This window comes from Bacillus mojavensis (genome assembly GCF_012648005.1).
Lineage (GTDB): Bacteria > Bacillota > Bacilli > Bacillales > Bacillaceae > Bacillus > Bacillus mojavensis.
This window is the reverse complement of record NZ_CP051464.1, coordinates 209,397-227,954: the sequence shown is the minus strand read 5'-3', so window position 1 is coordinate 227,954 and position 18,558 is coordinate 209,397. Positions and strand designations below refer to the sequence as shown.

General features: G+C 41.5%; 20 protein-coding genes and 2 pseudogenes. 4 read left to right on the top strand and 18 right to left on the bottom strand.

Annotated elements, in window-relative coordinates; genetic code table 11:
• Nucleotides 1–14: 14 nt before the first annotated feature.
• Together HC660_RS01275 and HC660_RS01270 are read right to left on the bottom strand one after the other, a co-directional pair.
• The gene (locus tag HC660_RS01275; RefSeq protein WP_168746823.1) at nucleotides 15–1,640 is read right to left on the bottom strand and encodes a Na/Pi cotransporter family protein; all 1,626 of its coding nucleotides are present in this window, start codon (nucleotides 1,638–1,640) and stop codon (nucleotides 15–17) included.
• A gap of 215 nt (nucleotides 1,641–1,855) precedes the next feature.
• A complete protein-coding gene (locus HC660_RS01270; protein WP_168746822.1) occupies nucleotides 1,856–3,475 on the bottom strand; it encodes a glutamate/serine transporter AimA in 1,620 nt (539 codons plus the stop codon).
• A gap of 246 nt (nucleotides 3,476–3,721) precedes the next feature.
• On the opposite strand from HC660_RS01270, the gene HC660_RS01265 reads away from it, so the two are divergent.
• Nucleotides 3,722–3,982 (top strand): YbyB family protein, encoded by a 261-nt coding sequence (locus HC660_RS01265; protein WP_168746821.1) that lies wholly within the window; start codon nucleotides 3,722–3,724, stop codon nucleotides 3,980–3,982.
• Nucleotides 3,983–4,022: 40 nt separating this feature from the next.
• On the opposite strand, the gene cypC is transcribed toward HC660_RS01265, so the two are convergent.
• Nucleotides 4,023–5,276 carry a CYP152 family fatty-acid peroxygenase CypC gene (gene cypC, locus HC660_RS01260; RefSeq protein WP_168746820.1) on the bottom strand — a complete coding sequence of 418 codons (1,254 nt, stop codon included), beginning with the start codon at nucleotides 5,274–5,276 and terminating at the stop codon, nucleotides 4,023–4,025.
• Nucleotides 5,277–5,435: 159 nt separating this feature from the next.
• Here cypC and blaOXA point away from each other — a divergent pair, with 159 nt between their 5' ends.
• Nucleotides 5,436–6,245 (top strand): class D beta-lactamase, encoded by an 810-nt coding sequence (gene blaOXA, locus HC660_RS01255; RefSeq protein ID WP_168746819.1) that lies wholly within the window; start codon nucleotides 5,436–5,438, stop codon nucleotides 6,243–6,245.
• A 30-nt stretch (nucleotides 6,246–6,275) separates the two neighbouring features.
• Here blaOXA and HC660_RS01250 read toward each other — a convergent pair whose 3' ends face one another.
• From HC660_RS01250 to HC660_RS01235, 4 genes are all read right to left on the bottom strand, one after another.
• Nucleotides 6,276–6,467, bottom strand: coding sequence for a YbxH family protein (locus tag HC660_RS01250; RefSeq protein WP_168746818.1), 192 nt, complete (start codon nucleotides 6,465–6,467; stop codon nucleotides 6,276–6,278).
• Between the two features lie 17 nt (nucleotides 6,468–6,484).
• Entirely contained in the window at nucleotides 6,485–6,733 is a 249-nt protein-coding gene (locus tag HC660_RS01245; protein WP_010332841.1) for a sigma-G-dependent sporulation-specific acid-soluble spore protein CsgA, read from the bottom strand.
• Between the two features lie 110 nt (nucleotides 6,734–6,843).
• On the bottom strand, nucleotides 6,844–8,232 hold the full coding sequence (locus HC660_RS01240) for an amino acid permease (RefSeq protein ID WP_010332840.1): 1,389 nt from the start codon (nucleotides 8,230–8,232) through the stop codon (nucleotides 6,844–6,846).
• 348 nt (nucleotides 8,233–8,580) lie between these two features.
• A complete protein-coding gene (locus HC660_RS01235) occupies nucleotides 8,581–9,756 on the bottom strand; it encodes a DUF4885 domain-containing protein (RefSeq protein WP_168746817.1) in 1,176 nt (391 codons plus the stop codon).
• 129 nt (nucleotides 9,757–9,885) lie between these two features.
• On the opposite strand from HC660_RS01235, the gene HC660_RS01230 reads away from it, so the two are divergent.
• Nucleotides 9,886–10,743, top strand: a complete 858-nt coding sequence (locus HC660_RS01230) for a hypothetical protein (protein ID WP_168746816.1) — start codon at nucleotides 9,886–9,888, stop codon at nucleotides 10,741–10,743.
• Nucleotides 10,744–10,877: 134 nt separating this feature from the next.
• Nucleotides 10,878–11,648, top strand: a complete 771-nt coding sequence (locus tag HC660_RS01225) for a serine/threonine protein kinase (RefSeq protein ID WP_168746815.1) — start codon at nucleotides 10,878–10,880, stop codon at nucleotides 11,646–11,648.
• Here HC660_RS01225 and HC660_RS01220 read toward each other — a convergent pair.
• From HC660_RS01220 to HC660_RS01175, 11 genes and pseudogenes are all read right to left on the bottom strand, one after another.
• Nucleotides 11,605–11,895: a hypothetical protein gene (locus HC660_RS01220; RefSeq protein ID WP_168746814.1), complete on the bottom strand. Its 291-nt coding sequence runs from the start codon at nucleotides 11,893–11,895 to the stop codon at nucleotides 11,605–11,607. The genes HC660_RS01225 and HC660_RS01220 overlap by 44 nt on opposite strands.
• A gap of 57 nt (nucleotides 11,896–11,952) precedes the next feature.
• The gene (gene ybdK / locus HC660_RS01215; protein WP_168746813.1) at nucleotides 11,953–12,939 is read right to left on the bottom strand and encodes a two-component system sensor histidine kinase YbdK; all 987 of its coding nucleotides are present in this window, start codon (nucleotides 12,937–12,939) and stop codon (nucleotides 11,953–11,955) included.
• The gene (ybdJ, locus tag HC660_RS01210; protein WP_010332834.1) at nucleotides 12,936–13,607 is read right to left on the bottom strand and encodes a two-component system response regulator YbdJ; all 672 of its coding nucleotides are present in this window, start codon (nucleotides 13,605–13,607) and stop codon (nucleotides 12,936–12,938) included. Before ybdJ ends, ybdK begins: the two co-directional genes overlap by 4 nt.
• 13 nt (nucleotides 13,608–13,620) lie before the next feature.
• On the bottom strand, nucleotides 13,621–14,601 hold the full coding sequence (locus HC660_RS01205; protein WP_168746812.1) for an alpha/beta fold hydrolase: 981 nt from the start codon (nucleotides 14,599–14,601) through the stop codon (nucleotides 13,621–13,623).
• A 243-nt stretch (nucleotides 14,602–14,844) separates the two neighbouring features.
• Nucleotides 14,845–14,928 (bottom strand): annotated as a pseudogene (locus HC660_RS21310) (hypothetical protein); the annotation flags it as partial.
• A gap of 149 nt (nucleotides 14,929–15,077) precedes the next feature.
• A pseudogene (locus HC660_RS01200) lies at nucleotides 15,078–16,249 on the bottom strand (MFS transporter).
• Between the two features lie 129 nt (nucleotides 16,250–16,378).
• Nucleotides 16,379–16,681, bottom strand: coding sequence for an ArsR/SmtB family transcription factor (locus tag HC660_RS01195; protein WP_003234907.1), 303 nt, complete (start codon nucleotides 16,679–16,681; stop codon nucleotides 16,379–16,381).
• 8 nt (nucleotides 16,682–16,689) lie between these two features.
• The gene (locus tag HC660_RS01190; protein WP_168746810.1) at nucleotides 16,690–16,965 is read right to left on the bottom strand and encodes a hypothetical protein; all 276 of its coding nucleotides are present in this window, start codon (nucleotides 16,963–16,965) and stop codon (nucleotides 16,690–16,692) included.
• Between the two features lie 219 nt (nucleotides 16,966–17,184).
• Nucleotides 17,185–17,547 (bottom strand): Na-translocating system protein MpsC family protein, encoded by a 363-nt coding sequence (locus HC660_RS01185; protein WP_168746809.1) that lies wholly within the window; start codon nucleotides 17,545–17,547, stop codon nucleotides 17,185–17,187.
• 59 nt (nucleotides 17,548–17,606) lie between these two features.
• Nucleotides 17,607–17,897 (bottom strand): DUF6407 family protein, encoded by a 291-nt coding sequence (locus HC660_RS01180; RefSeq protein ID WP_168746808.1) that lies wholly within the window; start codon nucleotides 17,895–17,897, stop codon nucleotides 17,607–17,609.
• 62 nt (nucleotides 17,898–17,959) lie between these two features.
• Nucleotides 17,960–18,487, bottom strand: a complete 528-nt coding sequence (locus HC660_RS01175) for a carbonic anhydrase (protein WP_010332825.1) — start codon at nucleotides 18,485–18,487, stop codon at nucleotides 17,960–17,962.
• Between the last annotated feature and the right edge of the window lie 71 nt (nucleotides 18,488–18,558).

The following is an 18,558-nucleotide window of genomic DNA, read 5'->3' as shown; positions in this document are numbered from 1 at the left end:
AATGCTTTTTCTCATCATTTTCCCTCAAGTACAGCCTGCGCAATATTCACCGCATGATCGCCGATACGCTCCAGGTTACTGATCATATCAACAAATACGATACCCGCTTGCCCTGTACACAGTCCTTCATTTAGACGGATAATATGCTTTTTGCGAAGCTTTCGTTCCATCTTGTCAATTTCATCTTCTTTTTCAATGACATGAGCAGCAGTTTGTTCATCATTGTGGTGCAGAGCCTCCATTGATGCCTTCACAGTGGAAATTGTTAAATCCATCATGTCCGTTAAATCCGTCATGGCTGATTCGGTAATAACGACACGGTGTGCCTGCTGATACTCAATCAATTCAATTACATTTTCAAAATGATCGCCGATTCTTTCAATATCTCTGACAGTATCCATCAGCATATGATGCTCCTCAGATTCATGATCTGAGAGGGAGCTCGATGAAAGCTCAATCAAATAATCGGTAATTTTCCGGTCGAGATTGTTGACCGCATCCTCTAACTGATAAGCATTTGCCGCGTATTTTGTCTGTTTTGTCACTAAGAATTGTTTTGTGACTTCCAGCCCTTGAACCGCAAAGTTCCCCATTTGCAGCACTTCTTCCTTCGCTTGTCCGAGAGCAATAGATGGAGACTGCTCAATAAAAATCGGATCAAGATGCGACTTGTATTCCATCATTGAATCCTTGCCCGGAATCAATTTTGTCACAATCAAAGCCAATAGCCCGACAAAAGGTAGCTGTATGATCGTATTTGACGTATTAAAGATTCCGTGAGCAAATGCAATCGTCATTTTAGGATCAAGTCCCATCGAAGCCTGGAGCCATAAGATCAAAGCTGTAAACGGCTTGAGCAAAATCATGAAAATCGTTGTCCCGATTAGGTTGAACAGTACATGAGTAGCCGCAGCACGTCTCGCTGCAACAGAAGCTCCAAGAGACGCAAGCACCGCGGTGATCGTCGTCCCGATATTGTCCCCGAATAACACTGGCAGCGCGCCATTAATATCAATCAGACCATCTGCGAATAAACCTTGCAGAATACCGATAGTGGCACTGGAGCTTTGCACGAGAACCGTAAACAAAGTGCCGATGACGACACCGAGAACCGGATTTGAACTCATATTGACTGTTAAATCATGAAAGGCCTCGAGGGAGCGAAGCGGTTTCATGCCGCCGCTCATTAACTCCAATCCATAAAACAAGGCCCCAAACCCAAACACAATCTGGCCCACATTTTGCACATTTTTATGCTTAAAGAAAAACAATAAAAATCCGCCGACAGCAATAATCGGCAACGCATAGGCTCCTATATCGATTCCGATAATAAAAGCGGTAACCGTTGTACCAATATTGGCGCCCATAATGACCCCAATCGCCTGCCGCAGTGTCATAAAACCTGCGCTCACAAGTCCAACGGTAATAACCGTCGTTCCAGAGCTGCTTTGTATCAAAACCGTCACAATCAAACCCGCTAACACGCCCATTAGCGGATTGCTTGTAAAACGGTCTAAAATATTTCTTAGTCTATCTCCAGCCGATTTCTGAAGTCCGTCTCCCATGAACTTGATCCCAATCAGGAAAATACCAAGGCCTCCCAGAAATTCGAACAGTAATGTTTGTACATCAATCCCCAACGCTTTCACCCCTGTTTACGACATCTTTCAGCAAACTCTCTACGATTATGTTTCAAGTTCATATGATTGTAAATGAGTCACCTGTCAAATTTACAATAACTTAACAATGAGCAGAATAGACCTTGATCACATTTACATGGGTGTAATATTTCGCGTTCACCATAACAAGTTGACTATAAAAAACCTTGTGCTCTCAGCACAAGGTTTTTCTCCATTTATTCTTTTCCCGCAGCAGCTTCTGACTGTGCGCCTGCCAGCTGACTATTTATTTCCTTCGCATCTTTCAAATACTCTGTCTTGAATCCGCTCTTCAGCGCCCACACATAGAAACCGAGTGATACAAAGGCAATCAAGGCCATATCCCAGCCATACGTAATGACGTTTTGACCGCCGAATTTGTCACTTCCCAAATAGGAAATCATCATCATGACAAGCAGGTAAAACACCATCCATATGCCAGCTTTAACGTTTTGGCCAAATCCTTTCCATTTCGCCTTAGCCTGATAATAGAAATAAATCGGAAGTCCGATCAAAATAATAAACAGAACCTGCCCTGTTAACGGCCAGCGCGCCCAATACAGCACAAGCGACGCAAAGATAAATCCAAGCGGCGCAATTACGCTTAAGCCTTTTAAACGAAGAGGCCTGTACAAATCCTTCCCTGTCCGTCTCAATGTCATCACTGTAACCGGGCCTGTAATATAAGAAATTAACGTGGCTACAGAAATAATTTCCGCTAAAACACCCCACCCTCTGAACAAGAACAAAAAGATAAACGAAACAATCAAGTTAAAAAACATCGCTTGGCGCGGAACGCCGTAAATCGGATGAAGCTTGCCAAACACGCTCGGCATGTATTTGTTCTTCTCCATTCCGTAAATCATGCGGGAAGTCGTCGCCGTATACGTAATACCAGTTCCGGAAGGTGACACAAAAGCATCCGCATATAATACGATGACAAGCCAGTTGATATTTAATGCAATCGCCAAATCAGCAAAAGGAGAATTAAAATTAAGATGGCTCCAGCCGTGAGCGATATCAGACGGATTCACCGCTCCGATGAAAGCGATCTGCAACAGCACATAAATGACTGTCGCAACTAACAGAGAACCGACAACTGCAATTGGAATCGATTTCCCGGGATTTTTGGCTTCTCCCGCCATATTGATCGGGCTTTGAAATCCGTTAAACGCAAACACGATACCGGAAGTCGCAACCGCAGTCAGAACACTTGCCCAGCCATTCGGTGCAATGCTCTGGCCCGCTGTAAAGTTTTCTCCATGAAAACCGACAAACAGCAAAGCGCCAATTGTCAGGCCTGGAATAATGATTTTAAAAATTGTAATTAATGAATTCGCTTTCGAAAACAAATTGACTGTCCAGTAGTTCAGCAGAAAATAAATCAGAAGCAAAACAGAAGCAAACACCAATCCTTCTCCTGTCAGCGTTCCGTTTTTCACCAAACCGCTTGTCCATTTCGCCCATTCCCATGGCCATGAACTCATATATTGAACGGAGGCCACAGCTTCAACAGGAATAACGGATACAATCGCAATCCAGTTGGCCCAGCCTGCAATAAATCCGATAAACGAACCGTGTGAATATTGCGTATATTTTACCATTCCCCCTGCCTCAGGGAACATAGAACCTAATTCACTATAAGAAAGAGCAATAAATAAAATAACGATCATGCCGATAACCCATGAAATAATGGCAGCCGGCCCCGCAATTTGGGCAGCGCGCCACGCCCCAAATAACCAGCCTGACCCGATCATCGACCCGAGCCCGACCATCATAAGGGCAAACGTCCCCATTCTTCGATGTAACTGATTCATATCGTAAACACCTTTCATGTATGATGACATTCTGTTGCTAAGTTATATTATTATTCTGATTACTTCACTTTGTCAATATTTATCGAATTTTAACTAAAATAATATAAAATCAATGTATAGTGCCTGAAGTAACTAGCTTCACCTAAAATAAAATGTACTGTTGATAAAATACACAGAGGTTTAGCCTTAAGCAAAACGGGAATGATACAGGAAACATTACTTTTAAAATAGAAAGGAGTTATTACCATGAAACAAAAGCTGTTATTTTCCGGTCTCGCTGTTTCAACTGTCGGCATCACTTCTTATCTATTAAAAGACCCGTCAAACCGCCAAAAGGCAAGAGAATTCATTCACAGCATGAAAATGAAGATAACAAAACAACCAGATATGGAAACGTTCCCAGTCGATAAAGCCGGTCACCCGCACCCGCATGACATTGAGGACAACAAAATGGTATCCGAAGGCTCCATGTACCCTGTTCAATACTACGATGAAAAAAAGAAGTAATCAAAAAAGCTCTCTTCGAAAAGGAAGAGAGCTTTTATATTTACCTTTTCCGTCTAATGCTGCTCATCACAAATCCGCTTTCAGGCAATGACGGCATTCTGGCAAGACTGTAATGCAGCGATTGTTTTGGCACGTCATATTCAACCTGATTCACGAGAAAATCCAGGCTCGCTTTCATCACTTCAATGGTAATCCCTTCCCCCGGACAGCGATGGCCCTTTTCCGCGTTGCCCCCGCCTTGAGGGATGAAATCAAACGGATTTTCCTCCCGCTCTTTAAAACGCTCAGGCCGAAATTCATCAGGATTGTCCCACATACGGGGATCATGATTCGTTCCATACACATCAAGCAACACAGATGCACCCTTCTTAAACTCACAGTCATTCCATATAAAATCCTTTTTGACAACGGCTCCTAAAAAGGGTCCGAACGGATAAAATCTGCGCACCTCCTGCACAAACATTTCTCTTTCCTGACTGCCTCCAGAACGAAGCCATTCCTTATACTTCGGGTGTTCATGCAGCGCCAACGCTGAAAATGAGATAAAGTAAGCAATCGCTATTATCGGACGCAGCACATTAATGAGCTCGATGGCTGCCATGCGGGCATCAAGCCGGCTCCCATTCTCTTGCGTATAAAAAGCCATTTCATGCAGCGCTGATCCATGTTCTGTTTTCAGCCTGCCGCCGCGGACATCTTCAATCATTTTTTCAATCCACTCTTCCGTCCGAGGTCTTGCCCTTCTTCCCTTCCAATGCCGCGGCCCCACTGCACCGAACGCGTCTACCATATCAATGAAATCGTCCGCTCTCTCTTTCACTTCCGTTTCCGTCAGCGGAACACCCGCCCAATAGCAGGCCACTCGGCATAAGATTTCTTTTGCTTCATCAAACAACACCACCTGATCCGCCATTTCCCACCTTGTTACAGCCGCTTCCCACTGCTCTGTCATCAGATCAGCCAGCCGTTTTTGATGCGGAGGTGTCATCAATGACAGAAAAAGCAGCTTTCGATGGATATGAGCGTCGCCATCCATTGTCTGGATCGCATTGACGCCAAACAGCGATTTCTGCACTCGTTTCGGGAGAGCACCCTGCCGCTGAAACCGTTCAGTATCATAAAATACCTTCGCAGCCTCCGCCCCGCTCATACAAATAAATGTTTTTCCAAGCAAGCGTGCCTGAAACAAATCCGAATGGTAATGTTCTTTTCTATTCTTGATAAACAAATATCCTTCCCGCATCAAAGCCACACTGTTATCGAGGCTTTTGTCATGTGGAATCTGCTCATTCATCCCGCAACCCTGCCTTCCTTTTTTACTTCTGTTTTCACTTTATCTCACGAAGATAAACCCAATGACAGTATTTGCTTCCAAGCAATTTTTCATTACTTTTAAAGGTAGAAACACAGAAATGGAGAAAAGATAGATGATCAAAACAAAGGGGAGATCAAAATGAAGAAATGGATATATGCTTTTCTTGTGCTGGTCATTGCCGGTTCAGGAGGTTTGTCCCTCTATGCAAAAGCGCCCGCCAATGAAACAAAAAAGCACCTGAATCTCAGCCGAATGAATGTGGATAAGGAGTTCAAGGATACTGACGGAACCTTCATCCTTCATGATTTAGAAAAGGATCAGACATTTGTCTACAACAAGAAACGGGCCAACAAAAGACAAACTCCGCAATCTACCTTTAAAGTGACCAATGCCTTAATCGGCTTGCAGGTAAAAGCCGTCCGGGATGAATATGATGTCAAACGCTGGGATGGCGTCAAACGCGAATTCGAATCATGGAACCGCGACCATACACTTGGCTCAGCCATGCGGGAATCTGCCATCTGGTATTACCAAGCATTAGCGAGGGACATCGGCGAGGAAAGAATGAAAACCTGGCTTCATACCCTGTCATACGGAAACGAAGATATCAGCGGCGGAATCGACCAGTTTTGGCTGCAAAGCTCTCTGACAATTTCTCCGTTGGAACAAGAAGCCTTTATGGAGAAGCTTTACAAAGAGAAGCTCCCGTTTGACAAAACAGTCATGAAAACCGTCAAACGCATGATGATTCAAGAAGAAGGAGATCATTATACGCTTTACGGCAAAACCGGAACTCGCCTGACAGACATGGGATTAGGGTGGTTTGTCGGATTCATCAAAACAGAGCACGGCTCCTATACGTTTGTCACCAATGTTGATGACTCCGGTACAACAGCCAAAAACATCACAATTGATCTTCTAAAAAAATATGGCCTGATCACTTCATAAATGAATGAGCCCTGCAAACGCACAGGGCTCTTAAATGTCATGCTCAAAGCAATAATGATTCACAAGCTCTTCAATTAAATCATGATCCGGGTAGTCACCGTTAAACTCGAATTCAATTTCTTCAACAAATTCTCCATGACGATACACGTGGATCGCCCCATTTTGCCGGACGACACTAAACTCCGGCTGAAACGTATATCCGCTTCGTTCAATCGCACCCAATTTCATTCCCGCCTTTCTCAAAGCAGTAATTCATACACCTCATTTAATTCCTTGGCCCGTTTTTGATCCTGTTCGTCCTGGGCATACTTAATCTCCTTTTCCAGCACCTGATTCAAATATGACATCTCATCGTCATCCAAATCCTTTACAAACTCCTCTTCATTGGCATACCGCTTCGCCAGCATCTTCTTGCAAATCCGCAGACAGACTTCATTTTCAAGATGATTTGAAAGTGACTCCCGCAAATAACCGAGTGTAACATCCATAATATAAGCACCTTTCCTTTGCGTTCTTTATCCTATAGGTTGCTGAAATGAGAAAAATCCATACGCAAAAAATGAAAAAAGAGACATCAGTCAATGTCTCTTTTTCCTGTTTATTCAGCTGCTTGATTTCTTTTCGTAACATCCGCCTGCACGCGCTTGCCAATTCCAAAAGCATAATAACTGATGACCACAAGAGCTAAGAAAATAACCCCTACAATTAAAGATATCCGAGTATCATTATTAAACCACATGCCGACAAGAACCATCAGCAAGAAAGCAATCGTCAAATAATTTGTGAAAGGTGCAAACGGCATTTTGAACGGATGTTTATCTAACGCAGCGCCCTTCGCTTTTCTGAATCCGAGGTGGCTGATCAAAATGATAAACCAAGGGATCATCCCCGGCAGCACGCTTGCGCTGTATACATATACGAAGATCTTCGGCGGCGCAACATAGTTCAGCACAACGCCGACAGCTAATCCGATCAGCACTGCGATTGTGCCATACAGCGGCACACCATTGCGAGAAATCTTCGCAAAGAATTTCGGTGCCTGTCCATTGACACCTAATGTATAAAGCATACGTCCCGCACTGAAAATCCCGCTGTTGCAGCCTGACATCGCCGCCGTGATAACGACAAAGTTAATAATGCCGGCCGCTGCCGTAATTCCAACTTTAGAAAACGTAGACACAAACGGGCTTCCAAGTGCATTCAGCTCATCCCAAGGATATACCGTCACGATCACAAAAATAGCACCAATATAGAAAATCAAAATGCGCCAGATAATGCTTTGAATCGCGTTGCGCAGCGTGTTTTGCGGGTCCTTTGCTTCTCCGGCAGTAATCCCGATCAGCTCAACCCCTTGATAAGCCGCTATAACCAGAGACAGTGCAAAGAAAAATCCTGAGAAACCGCCCGCAAAGAAGCCGCCGTGAGACCATAGGTTAGACAAACCGATAGCATCTCCGCCATTGCCAAAGCCGAAGAAAATAATTCCTAATCCCGCAATAATCATTAAGATAATCGTCACAATTTTAATCATCGCAAACCAAAATTCAAACTCACCAAACGACTTAACAGAAATTAAGTTCGCTGCACCAAGAATTGCCATAGCTACGATACCAGGTATCCAAGCAGGCAAATCCGGGAACCAATATTTCATATAAGAACCGACTGCGATAATTTCTGACATGCCGACGATCACCCACTGGAACCAGTTGCTCCACGCCGTCATATAACCAGCAAGGGGATGAATGTATTGATGGCCAAATGTTGCAAAAGAACCGGTACTTGGTTCCACATACAGCATTTCACCCATTGCACGCATGATAAAAAAGATAAAAATTCCGCAAATCGCATAAGCCAGAAGGACAGACGGGCCAGTCCATGAAATCGTGCTGGCAGAACCCATAAATAAACCAACACCGATCGTACCGCCCAAGGCAATCATCTGAATATGACGGGCGCTCAAGCCCCTCTTCAATTCTTTATTTTCCACTCCGCTTCCTCCTCTTAAAAACGAATACAGCTCAACCGAAATAGCATAAAGGCCGATCAACCTTCAAAACGTTCTTCATTTCGTATGAAGCTGCAAATATCAGAAAATTCAATCATAAAATTGTTAGATAATCTCCAAAATTACTTATTTCATCATAATAAATTTCTCTGGAAAATACAATTGTTTTTTTCGGGTAAACACTTTCATTCAATGGGTTTGATCTATCACTTCAATTAAAATCTTTTATATGAATATAATGAAATCAGAACAATATGAAAACGATATATGATACAGCTGCTTTCATGAGATGGGCATAAAAAAATAAGCTGTTCACGATGAACAGCTTACCTAATAATTTACGCCAGTTTGGCGTTTTAATGTTTCTAGCCACTCCGTATCACCTGTCCCATAGCCCTTACTTTGCCCCAAATCTCTCAATGACCCATTCCTGTAGCCAATTGACAGAATGAAATCAGGGATAGCATCATACCCGATTTCCGCAATGTTACTGAGCTGTGAACCATAGTGAGATATAGCATAGGAAGCAGTTTGTTTTTGCATAGGATCATTCTCAAGTTTTTCTTTATATACCTCTAATAGATCTCGTCCGTCAGGTGTGATGTATCGGCCGTCGACAACTTCTAAATCCTTCAAATGGTAGCCTGTGACTTCGTACATCTCACGAACTGCTTGATACTTTTGATACGCCGCTTCGGAATATTGTGATGAATCACGGGCCTGGCTTTTCATGATATGTACAAACAGCTCTTTGCTGTTGTCTCCAGATTGCAGCAATCGCTCAATTTGACCGATGAGCTCCTTGTCGTCTGTTCCGCTCACCTTTACCTTATAATCGATGGGTGTAATGGTAAACGTAAGTTCTGTACCCGCCGGGATTTGAATATGGTTCCGATTCAGGAGCACTTGAAGCTGTTGGTTAACCTGGCTTCGCTGGAACACCTTTGCATTCTCCGATTCCGCTTCCCCATTAAACGTAAGATTGCGAAACGCTGCATCCTGGAGATTATAGTTTTGCGCCTTTCCTTTGAATAGCCATTCTGTTTCATTATCGTAAGCAGCCTGTCTTTCTGCAGCTGACAGATCACTTCTGAAATAAGGAGACTTCGAATTTTGATACTTATCCTTTATATAACCTAAAGGATCGGACTTCGTTTTGTTTATCGCATTCATCCGGCTGTACTTTTCATCTAGAATTTTGATTCGGATATCGCTCTCAGATTCATAAGGATTATTGGATCGAATCACAGTTTCTTCCCCTGTGTCTGTCACTGTTCGGTCATTTGCTGATTGAAACACTTTGCTGAAAGTCCCGTTGTTCCCCGCTACACTGGTTTTTGAGTAATTGAGCTGATCGATTCCCTTCTCAGAGGGCCGTGTCTCAAGCCGGCTGTATGCCTTTTCCAGCACCTCTGCAGATGTACTCCTGCCTTTATCAGCCGAAACCTTTTTCGTGATATTCTGTGCCATGAGCTGGGTGCGGATATATTGACGATTCAGACGCATTCGATTCCCTCCTGAATAATTCTCTCTTCTCTATTTATCGGCAAATCCCTTGTATATATTAACCTCTTAAAACATTTATTTACACTTTAAACTTTATTATGTATGATGGAAAAAAAAGGAGGTTTTCTCATGACTAAAAAATGGATCATTCAATTCGCTATCATGCTGTCAGTTCTATTTACTTGTACTTATTCTGCTTCCGCAGCCGGAATCAATGCCATTACAGGGAACAATTCATTTGATACAGCAGCCCCAATCGGATATTGGAAATATAAGAATATAGACACAACGATACTGGAAGCCGGACAAGATGAAGCCTATTTCACATTTACAGCCAATAAGGGAGAAAAAGTATACGTAAGAAGTACATACCAGAGTGCGTACACAGGGATGAAAATCGAAATTTACGATAAGAACAGAGTACCTGTTTCGCAAGGCACAGAAGTCATTAATCCTAATACATTTTCTTCTTTTATTTATGCAAATGCCGACGCCCAAAACACCACTGATACATTCTATGTAAAAGTGTCCCGCGGCACCTATACTGGAAACATGTATTTCACACTTTCAATTGAAGACCGGATCAAATCCGGCAGCGGAACGTTCCAATTCAGCGGCGTGGCTGAAAATAAAGGAAATACAAGCCTTAGCCCCTCAGGTTCTGACTCCAGCGTCATCAAGCTTGACTTAACAAACCAATCAGGAATTCCTCGTGATGCCACTGTAACAAGAGTCCAAACAACCGCTACTCAAACACCAAGCCAGGGAAATACACGACATATCATCATGACGAGTGAAAACAGCGAATGGCGCCGTGCTCTTGTGAATAGCTCAACTTCGGGATCATATGATATATCCTTAACAGACCAACTCAGTGCGGCAAAGGTATGGAGTTTTAAATACAATACATTAGCGACTGCGAAATCAACGATGAGTAATGTAAAGGCAAAAATAGATTATCAATACGATGTCACAAAGCAGTTTTAATGTCATACTGAGCTGGCTCAGATTCCATGATCCGGCTCTTTTTTTATGCTAAGCTTCCATTAGAATAGACTTAGCCCAAGATGCAATTGTTTTGATAAACTATAATCAGTACAACTAAGGGAAGTGCAGCGCGAATGGCATTAAAACAGTTAAAAAAGCTATTATTTGACCGCCCTCTGAAGGACGGCGTTATACTGAACAACCAATACAAAATCGAAGAATGCCTCGGCATGGGCGGCTACGGCTTGGTTTATGTGTGCACCGATGTCCTTACGCAAACACCGTACGTCTTAAAACAGCTCCGTCCGACAAAAGCCAAAAAACAAAAGGAAAGAGTCCGATTTCAGCAGGAAATTGGTCTGCTCAAAAGCATCAGCCACCCGCAAATTCCGGCCTATATAGAAGACTTCATCATAGACGGACAAGCCTACTATGTCATGCAGATGATCGAGGGCGATAATATAGAGGAATTGTTATTTTTTCAAAAACAGCCGTTTACAGAGCTGATGGCATTACAGCTGATGTCTCAGCTGCTGGACATTGTAGAATACCTGCATGAACGTCTTATTTTTCACAGTGACATCAGAACGCCAAACATTATGATGAATCACGGTAACGTATGCCTCATCGATTTCGGCCTTGCTAAACAGTTATCTCGTGAAGAAGATGAGGAATTAGAGCTCAGAAAACGGGATGACTTCTTCGACCTCGGTGAAACCCTGTTGTTCTTGCTGTACTCTCAATATAAAGGGAAAAAGAAGAAAAACGCCACTTGGCTGGAGGAATTAACGCTGACAAAAGAAGTAACCCTGCTGCTGAAAAAATTATTGGGCATTGAGGAAGAATATCAGCACACCGCTTCTATTCGCGAAGACCTGAACCGAGCGATTCAATCAGTGACATAAAAAAAACCCTTGTCCCAATGCGGAACAAGAACTTTTTTGAATTAACTGCTGCTGTAGCTACGGCGTTTGTAGCGGTGACTGCCGCCATAACGATCGTAATGTCTTCTTCTGCCAGAGCTGCTGCTGTAGCTGCGGTAATGGCGGCGCCGGCTGCTGCTGTAGTAACGGTGTCTGCGATGGCGATCACTCGAGCTGCTTGAGAGGTACTTGATTGTTTTGATGATTTTTTTAAACATATGCTGTTCACCCCTTTTCTGCTTCCTATTATATATAATTCTCTGAAAGAAAGAAAAACATAGCAGGATCACTTTTTTGAAAACAAAAACGCAGTTCCATTTTCATTTGTCTGCAGCACATAGGTAATACGAAGCAGCCGGCATACATCCTCAATAATCTTCAGCCCAAGCCCGTCACTGACTTGTTCTCTGTCAAATCCAATGCCATCATCGCGAATCGAAACAGCGCCGTTTTCTATCTTGACTTCCAGCTTTTCAGCTTTCGAATGCTTTAGCGTATTTTGAAAAATGTTATCGAACAGTCTTTGCATCCATAAACCGTTGCTTATCCATATCACATCTTGATCTGTTGGCTTATAGTGCAATTCAATCCCATTCACACTGTATAAATAATCCCACTTTTTCACCGCTGTTTCTAATAGATCGTTTATTCGTACTTCTTCATTTATAATATATGAACTCTCTAACGTTTCAGTGGAAAATAGATTAAAGTCATTCGTTAATTCCGCAATATATTCAATTTGCTGGTACAAAGATTCAAATGCAGTTTGATCCTGGCACTGGCTCTCCAAATAAAATAACTGCAGCCTGAGAGCTGTTAAAGGTGTATTAATATCATGCCTTAGTTTTTGCATCAGCTCCTTTTTCATGTCCTCTCGCTGTCTTAGTTCCAGTTCCCGGTACGTTGTCCGTTCAATTAACAAGTTGACCGATTTGATCAATTCGCCAATTTCATCATCGTTTTTAACTGCCAGTTTATTGGGGATCTTTTTATCGCTCGCTAAATGCCGAATGGTTTGATTCAATAGATTGATTTTACGCAGCAGAGAATGAATTGATTTTGAAAATAAAAAAGCTAACAAAAAAAGTGATAATAAAAATACGGCCAGCATTGCCGGATACGCAAAAGACCTGTGAAAAGGCATGCCATGATTGATCGGTTTAAACATGCTGTCATAAATCACCGACATCAAAATGCTAACCGCCAGCAACAGTACCGGAACACTAATGACGGCCGTACATAATAACAACTGATATTTTGTCTTTAGCTTCATTTCTTCACCACGGTATTCAGCCGATACCCTTCTCCATAGATATTTTCAATGATCTCACCCGCTACATCATTAATTTTCGCTCTGATTTTTTTAATGTGCACATTCACAATATTCGGGTTTCTGTCTTCAAGTTGCCATAGATAATTAAAGAAATGTTCCTTCGTTAAGATACTGTTTTTGTTTTCGTACAGATAGAAGAATATTTTCCGCTCAATCGCGGTAAACAGCACTTCATGATGCAAATCTCCATTGAATACCTTTTTGGTGTCTGCATCAATATGCAAATGTTTAATTCTCGTAAAGGTGCCATAATGATGCTCAAGCATATTCTTCATTCTCAGCAGCAGCTCTCTCGGATCAAAAGGCTTTACCATATAATCCTCGCCGATTTTTAATCCTTGAAGCTTGCTGTCCATATCATTGCGGGCGGACAGAAAAATGATAGGAATATTTAACCCTACATCTTTTATTTTTTTAGACATTTGATACCCGTCCTCACCCGGCAGCATGATATCCATAATGACCAAATCAGCCTTCTGAATGACCGAAAGCACATCCGCTCCGTCCGTTTTCCAGCTGACATCGTATCCCTCACGCTGCAAAATCTTCTGCAGCAGATCACCAATCATGACATCGTCTTCCACGATTAAAATATGATAACCCTTCATCTTAGCGAACCTTTCATTTCAGTTTTTGTTTGAGAAACTTCATAGAAAGCTGATAGATCTGATCAGGCTGGTATAAATATATGCTGTGTGTGCCCCTTAACTCTCTCACTTCTGATACTTCTAATTGGTCTGCAAGTTCTTTATAATCTTTACGTTGCTGTTTTGTATATTTTGAGTCTTTATATTGATCAGCAATGGCATCTAAAAATAAAATTGGTGTTTCTTTTGGTACCGGCAGATTCACAGATTTCCTGCCGTTTTGGTAAGACTGTAACAGCTCATGCGCCATATCAGCATTGAAAAATTGCTTAAAAGATATGGCTTTATAGATTTCTTTTTCATGATCAGTTAAAAACGACTGCCGAATCACCTCGGGATTATAGGCAGCAGACGGCATAAACCGATGAATACCGATCGACGTTAACAGATGGAACCCCCTTACTTTCAGTCTGTCAATCCCGCTCAATTTATACGTGACATACTGCTGAGGCAATCCAATGTCCATCGCAATAATGGCCTTGATTTCCTTAGGATATTTCTGCGCCCAATACATCGCTTCAATTCCTGATATGGAATGAGGCATTAAAATATAAGGAGGCTTATTCCCGCTTTGCAGTAGCGCTTTTCTCGTCTGTTCCAATATTGTATCAATATCTCTGTCATCATCATACACATCGCTGTAACCATAGCCCGCACGATTCACTACAGCAATCTTGTTTTCTTTTGAAAACTTGCTGTACAACCCCTTCATCTCATAAGCAGGCGCAGCAACCCCCGAACCTGACATAAACACAAACGTATCCTTCCCGCTTCCCTCTTGATAAACATTCATTCTCTTACTGTCAACATCGACTACTGTGCCTTTTTCTTTAAGAAGTGCTGCTTCCTTATTTAGTTGGTAATGGTGGTAGATAAAAACGGAAACAGACCCAAGCAAAATCAATGCACCTATGCCGCCAAAAAAGATTTTTACGACTTTCCATAACGTTTTCATATGATGCTCCTTTCACGTGATACTGAAAGGATACGGTATGAAAATAAATTTCTGATTAACTTTGGAAAGGTTTCGTTTTGACATTTGACGCATTTTACCTAATTTGATTTCATAAAAGAGCCCCTCTCTCGTTTGATAACAGACACTCAGCATATTTTCCGATAAGCGCCTTACCTTCAAATTGACATATAAATACTCCTGTGAGGAGCTAATAAAACGACTAACAAACCATTTTGACTCAAATACTGGTGTACCTTGTTCGATCAAGGCAATCGTGCTGTGCTTCAGCTCACCGCCGGCAAAGCCATAAGAAATCTCTTTCGCCTTCGACACATACAGAACGATGTCTTCCCTTGGAAGGCATATGGACTGACTTTGAACAGCTTATAAAAAAACACCCGCTTGTATTGACGAGCGGATGTTAGATCTTTCGATATGAACCTATTGAATTTTAAGAAGTAAAACAAGCCAGTGTGTTATTGATTGATATCTTTTAGCGCCGTTTCGGTTGTGAATGAAAACTCATTAATGATGCAATAATTGCAATCATAACCCCTAATGCACCAATCCAGGTAATCGAGGCCAATGATACGTTTTCTACAAAAACCCCGCCTATTCCTGCGCCGACTGCCATGGCGAATTGCATCATTGACTGATTCATGCTAAGCAAAACACCTGACATTTCCGGTTCTATTGTAGCCAGGTGAAATTGCTGTGTCGGACCGGTAGACCATGCGGCAAACGACCATAATATCAGAATCACCAACACTCCGACATAGGAATGGGTGACAAGTGACAGCAGAATCAGTGTGACGATATGCAATGTCATCCCGCCAACGAGTGTAAAGGGCACTCCCCATTTATCGGTGCTATATCCCCCAAACTTTGATCCAACCAAACTGGCAATCCCGAATATAAGCAAAACACCGCTAAGCAGATTGCCGCTTATTCCTGAAATGTTCAAGAGAAAAGGTGACAAATAGGTATAAGCAACAGAATATCCCCCGAGCCAGAAGAAAGTGATTGATAATCCCATCGCCACTTTCCGTTTTTTGAAAAGGGCAAGCTGTTGAAGCAAAGGTACGGGCTTATCTCCTTCAGTATGCGGAAGAGTAAAGAATATAACGGCCATTGCGATCAATCCCAACAAAGCAATTGCACCAAATACAGACTTCCAGCCTAATGCTGTTGCTATCAATCTTCCAAGCGGAACACCAATGATTAAAGAAGCGGTAAATCCCATAACGACCGTAGCGATGGCACTGCCCTGCTTTCCTTCCGGCGCAATCTTAGCGGCAATCGTTAATGCGGTGACAACAACAACACCTGCTCCCATCGCCATAATGATCCGTGCTGCAATAAACCATCCATAACCAGGCAGGACAAAGGCCAAAATATTGCCGAACACAAACAAACCGAGAGCATACATCATCAACCTGCGTCTATCCATACTTGCTGTCAAAGCCATAAGTACGGGTGTAGAAAGAGCATATACAAGTGAAAAGATTGTAATGAGCTGGCCCGCGGCAGCCAAAGTTATCCCGAGTGTATCAGCAATGTGATCCAAAATCCCGGAAATGATGTACTCTGAAGTTCCGACTAAAAAGCTGACAATGGCTAAAATGTAAATTTTCCAAGTGTTAGACATAAACGTTCACTCCTTAATCATTAATATAACTACATATCACGAATTAACGATATGTTGGATCAAAAAATAAACACATCGTAATATGTCGATATGTATGGCGTAAAAATAAACATCTATTGATGTTTATTTTTATATCTCTGTTTTAAGAAAGTCAGCAAGTTTCCCAATGGCTTCTTCATCTCTTTTGTAATACGTGTACTTTCCGATTCGTTCAGCCTTAATCAGGCCGGCTCTTAAAAGGATGGTGAGATATTGGGAAGCCGTTGATTGCGTCATTTTCAATTTGTCTGTTATTTGACTGACACATACCCCGATTGTATTCATATCAATCCCTTCATGGGGTGCAAAATGACGATCAGGTTCCTTCAGCCATTGCAAAATTTGCAGCCTTGATTCATTTGATAAGGCTTTGAATACTTCAATTGGTTCCATATTGATTATTATATCGTTATATCCCGATATGTCAATTCGTTTATTTTTGATGACTGACTTTTTTTAGAATTAAAAATCTGAAGACTTATTTCAGTTCCGTTGGAGGTATTACAGAACTTAACTTTCCTCCTATCTGCTAGATTGACCATTAGAAAGCGTTGCTTTATATATACTTTGCTTTGCCCTACTTCTGCTTTTTTATTTCTCCAACAAGGACCATATCTTAATCTATCCATAACACAAATTTTCGCTTCAAAGCCATTATGATGCATGTGTTTGCTCACGAACCGCAACTTCCTTGACGTTTCCGCGAATGCTTGTGTTTGGATATGTAAGAATGTTTTTCATGACTTTCAGTTAAAATGAATGTAATACTGTTCAAGTTTAGACTGTAAAAAAACATCCGCTCGTAACAAAAGCGGATGTTAGATCTTTCCGAAATGAACCATTGAATCTTCAGGAATAACAAGACAGTGTTTAATAAAACATTTTAACTCTCTAGATTATAATTTTTTCTCCAGATCATTACTTAATTTAAATACCATCACTCGCTCACCTGTCCGAGAGCTTAAATCAGTATGAAAACTTTTCACTTCTTCTCCAGTTATCGTTAGGATGATATCCTTAAGACCTTCTATCCCTGATTCAACTAACTCCGAACGAGTTTGTTTGATAGATAACATGCCCTCTTTTGTTCCACAAACTGTATATTCAGCTGGTGTTAAAATTCCCTTTAAATTAACAATGATCATATCCCGCAATATATCAGTCTTAACAGACACAGACCCGCGCCCAAGATAATCCTTTTCCCATTGCGTAATTGATTTACTGATCTCTGATTCATAAGAACCCTTCGATTTCTTCATATATAAAACATCTCCTGGCAAAATAATTAGCAGCATATTCTATTTGTTAGTTCGTCTCATTAATATTCTCTTACAACATGTCCTTCATATACACCTTCAATATCCAAATCAGTTTTACCGTTTCTTAAGACCACTATCATTTTGGATAACATATTTTCTTCCACCATAGAGTGTACATGCAAAATACGAATGCTCCCTAAATGGGTTTCCTCAACTTCTTCATAAGATTTTAAATGATAAAAATGAATTGCTTTTCTTATTACTTTTTTCAAACATTCCATATTTTCACGATCAAACGAGCTCATTTCCTCTATTGATTTCGTGACAAAATCAGTTATATTGGCGCCCATTACATTCTCCTTAGAACTGCTTTCTCCCCTATATGGGTGTAGAAGCTGACCACTTCACTCCATCATGACAAGCAATGATCAGGTAAGGCTTGACCTGTTTTGCTAGAAGGAACCTCCACAATTGAGGATTCCCCATCCTTATGATCAACGATTAAACCTCTAACTTTAACATATGACGGCACAAGTGGATGTTGGCGTATGATATCAACACTTTTTTCAATCGTGCCGCTGTTATTTTCATTTAGCCACTCATCGACCGTACCGCCTAAAAATTCAGGCTTGCAATGTTGAAAGAGATAATCCAATGTTTGTATTTTATCTTTCATTGTTTCAAGTTGAGTGAGTCCATAACCTGTTGAAGTCCGCTTATCTTTGGTTCCTACTACAAAAACCTCCTCAACATCTTCCTGGTAAATCGCAAAAATAACAGACCTCATGATTTCTCCATAAGGATGTGAGATAGCGGCACCATAGCTTTGTATAGTCAGCATATTTTCTGCTGGAGTGTTAGTCACTTCTTGTAAAATAGGCTCCAAACCGTTTTCCATGTCCGTCAAAAATAATACTTTTTTATTTTGATTTACATTCATATAGCACACCTCTTCTACATGTTTATCATTTTTATATTGAGTAACAAATCCATTTGATAACTGTTTAAAAT

Bases quoted from the DNA above. Each gene is read 5' to 3' on its own strand.
- HC660_RS01270 (WP_168746822.1), bottom strand. From the start codon at position 3,475: ATGAATCAGTTACATCGAAGAATGGGGACGTTTGCCCTTATGATGGTC.
- HC660_RS01265 (WP_168746821.1), top strand. From the start codon at position 3,722: ATGAAACAAAAGCTGTTATTTTCCGGTCTCGCTGTTTCAACTGTCGGC.
- cypC (WP_168746820.1), bottom strand. From the start codon at position 5,276: ATGAATGAGCAGATTCCACATGACAAAAGCCTCGATAACAGTGTGGCT.
- blaOXA (WP_168746819.1), top strand. From the start codon at position 5,436: ATGAAGAAATGGATATATGCTTTTCTTGTGCTGGTCATTGCCGGTTCA.
- HC660_RS01245 (WP_010332841.1), bottom strand. From the start codon at position 6,733: ATGGATGTTACACTCGGTTATTTGCGGGAGTCACTTTCAAATCATCTT.
- HC660_RS01235 (WP_168746817.1), bottom strand. From the start codon at position 9,756: ATGCGTCTGAATCGTCAATATATCCGCACCCAGCTCATGGCACAGAAT.
- HC660_RS01230 (WP_168746816.1), top strand. From the start codon at position 9,886: ATGACTAAAAAATGGATCATTCAATTCGCTATCATGCTGTCAGTTCTA.
- HC660_RS01225 (WP_168746815.1), top strand. From the start codon at position 10,878: ATGGCATTAAAACAGTTAAAAAAGCTATTATTTGACCGCCCTCTGAAG.
- ybdK (WP_168746813.1), bottom strand. From the start codon at position 12,939: ATGAAGCTAAAGACAAAATATCAGTTGTTATTATGTACGGCCGTCATT.
- ybdJ (WP_010332834.1), bottom strand. From the start codon at position 13,607: ATGAAGGGTTATCATATTTTAATCGTGGAAGACGATGTCATGATTGGT.
- HC660_RS01205 (WP_168746812.1), bottom strand. From the start codon at position 14,601: ATGAAAACGTTATGGAAAGTCGTAAAAATCTTTTTTGGCGGCATAGGT.
- HC660_RS01195 (WP_003234907.1), bottom strand. From the start codon at position 16,681: ATGGAACCAATTGAAGTATTCAAAGCCTTATCAAATGAATCAAGGCTG.
- HC660_RS01185 (WP_168746809.1), bottom strand. From the start codon at position 17,547: ATGAAGAAATCGAAGGGTTCTTATGAATCAGAGATCAGTAAATCAATT.
- HC660_RS01180 (WP_168746808.1), bottom strand. From the start codon at position 17,897: ATGGGCGCCAATATAACTGATTTTGTCACGAAATCAATAGAGGAAATG.
- HC660_RS01175 (WP_010332825.1), bottom strand. From the start codon at position 18,487: ATGAATGTAAATCAAAATAAAAAAGTATTATTTTTGACGGACATGGAA.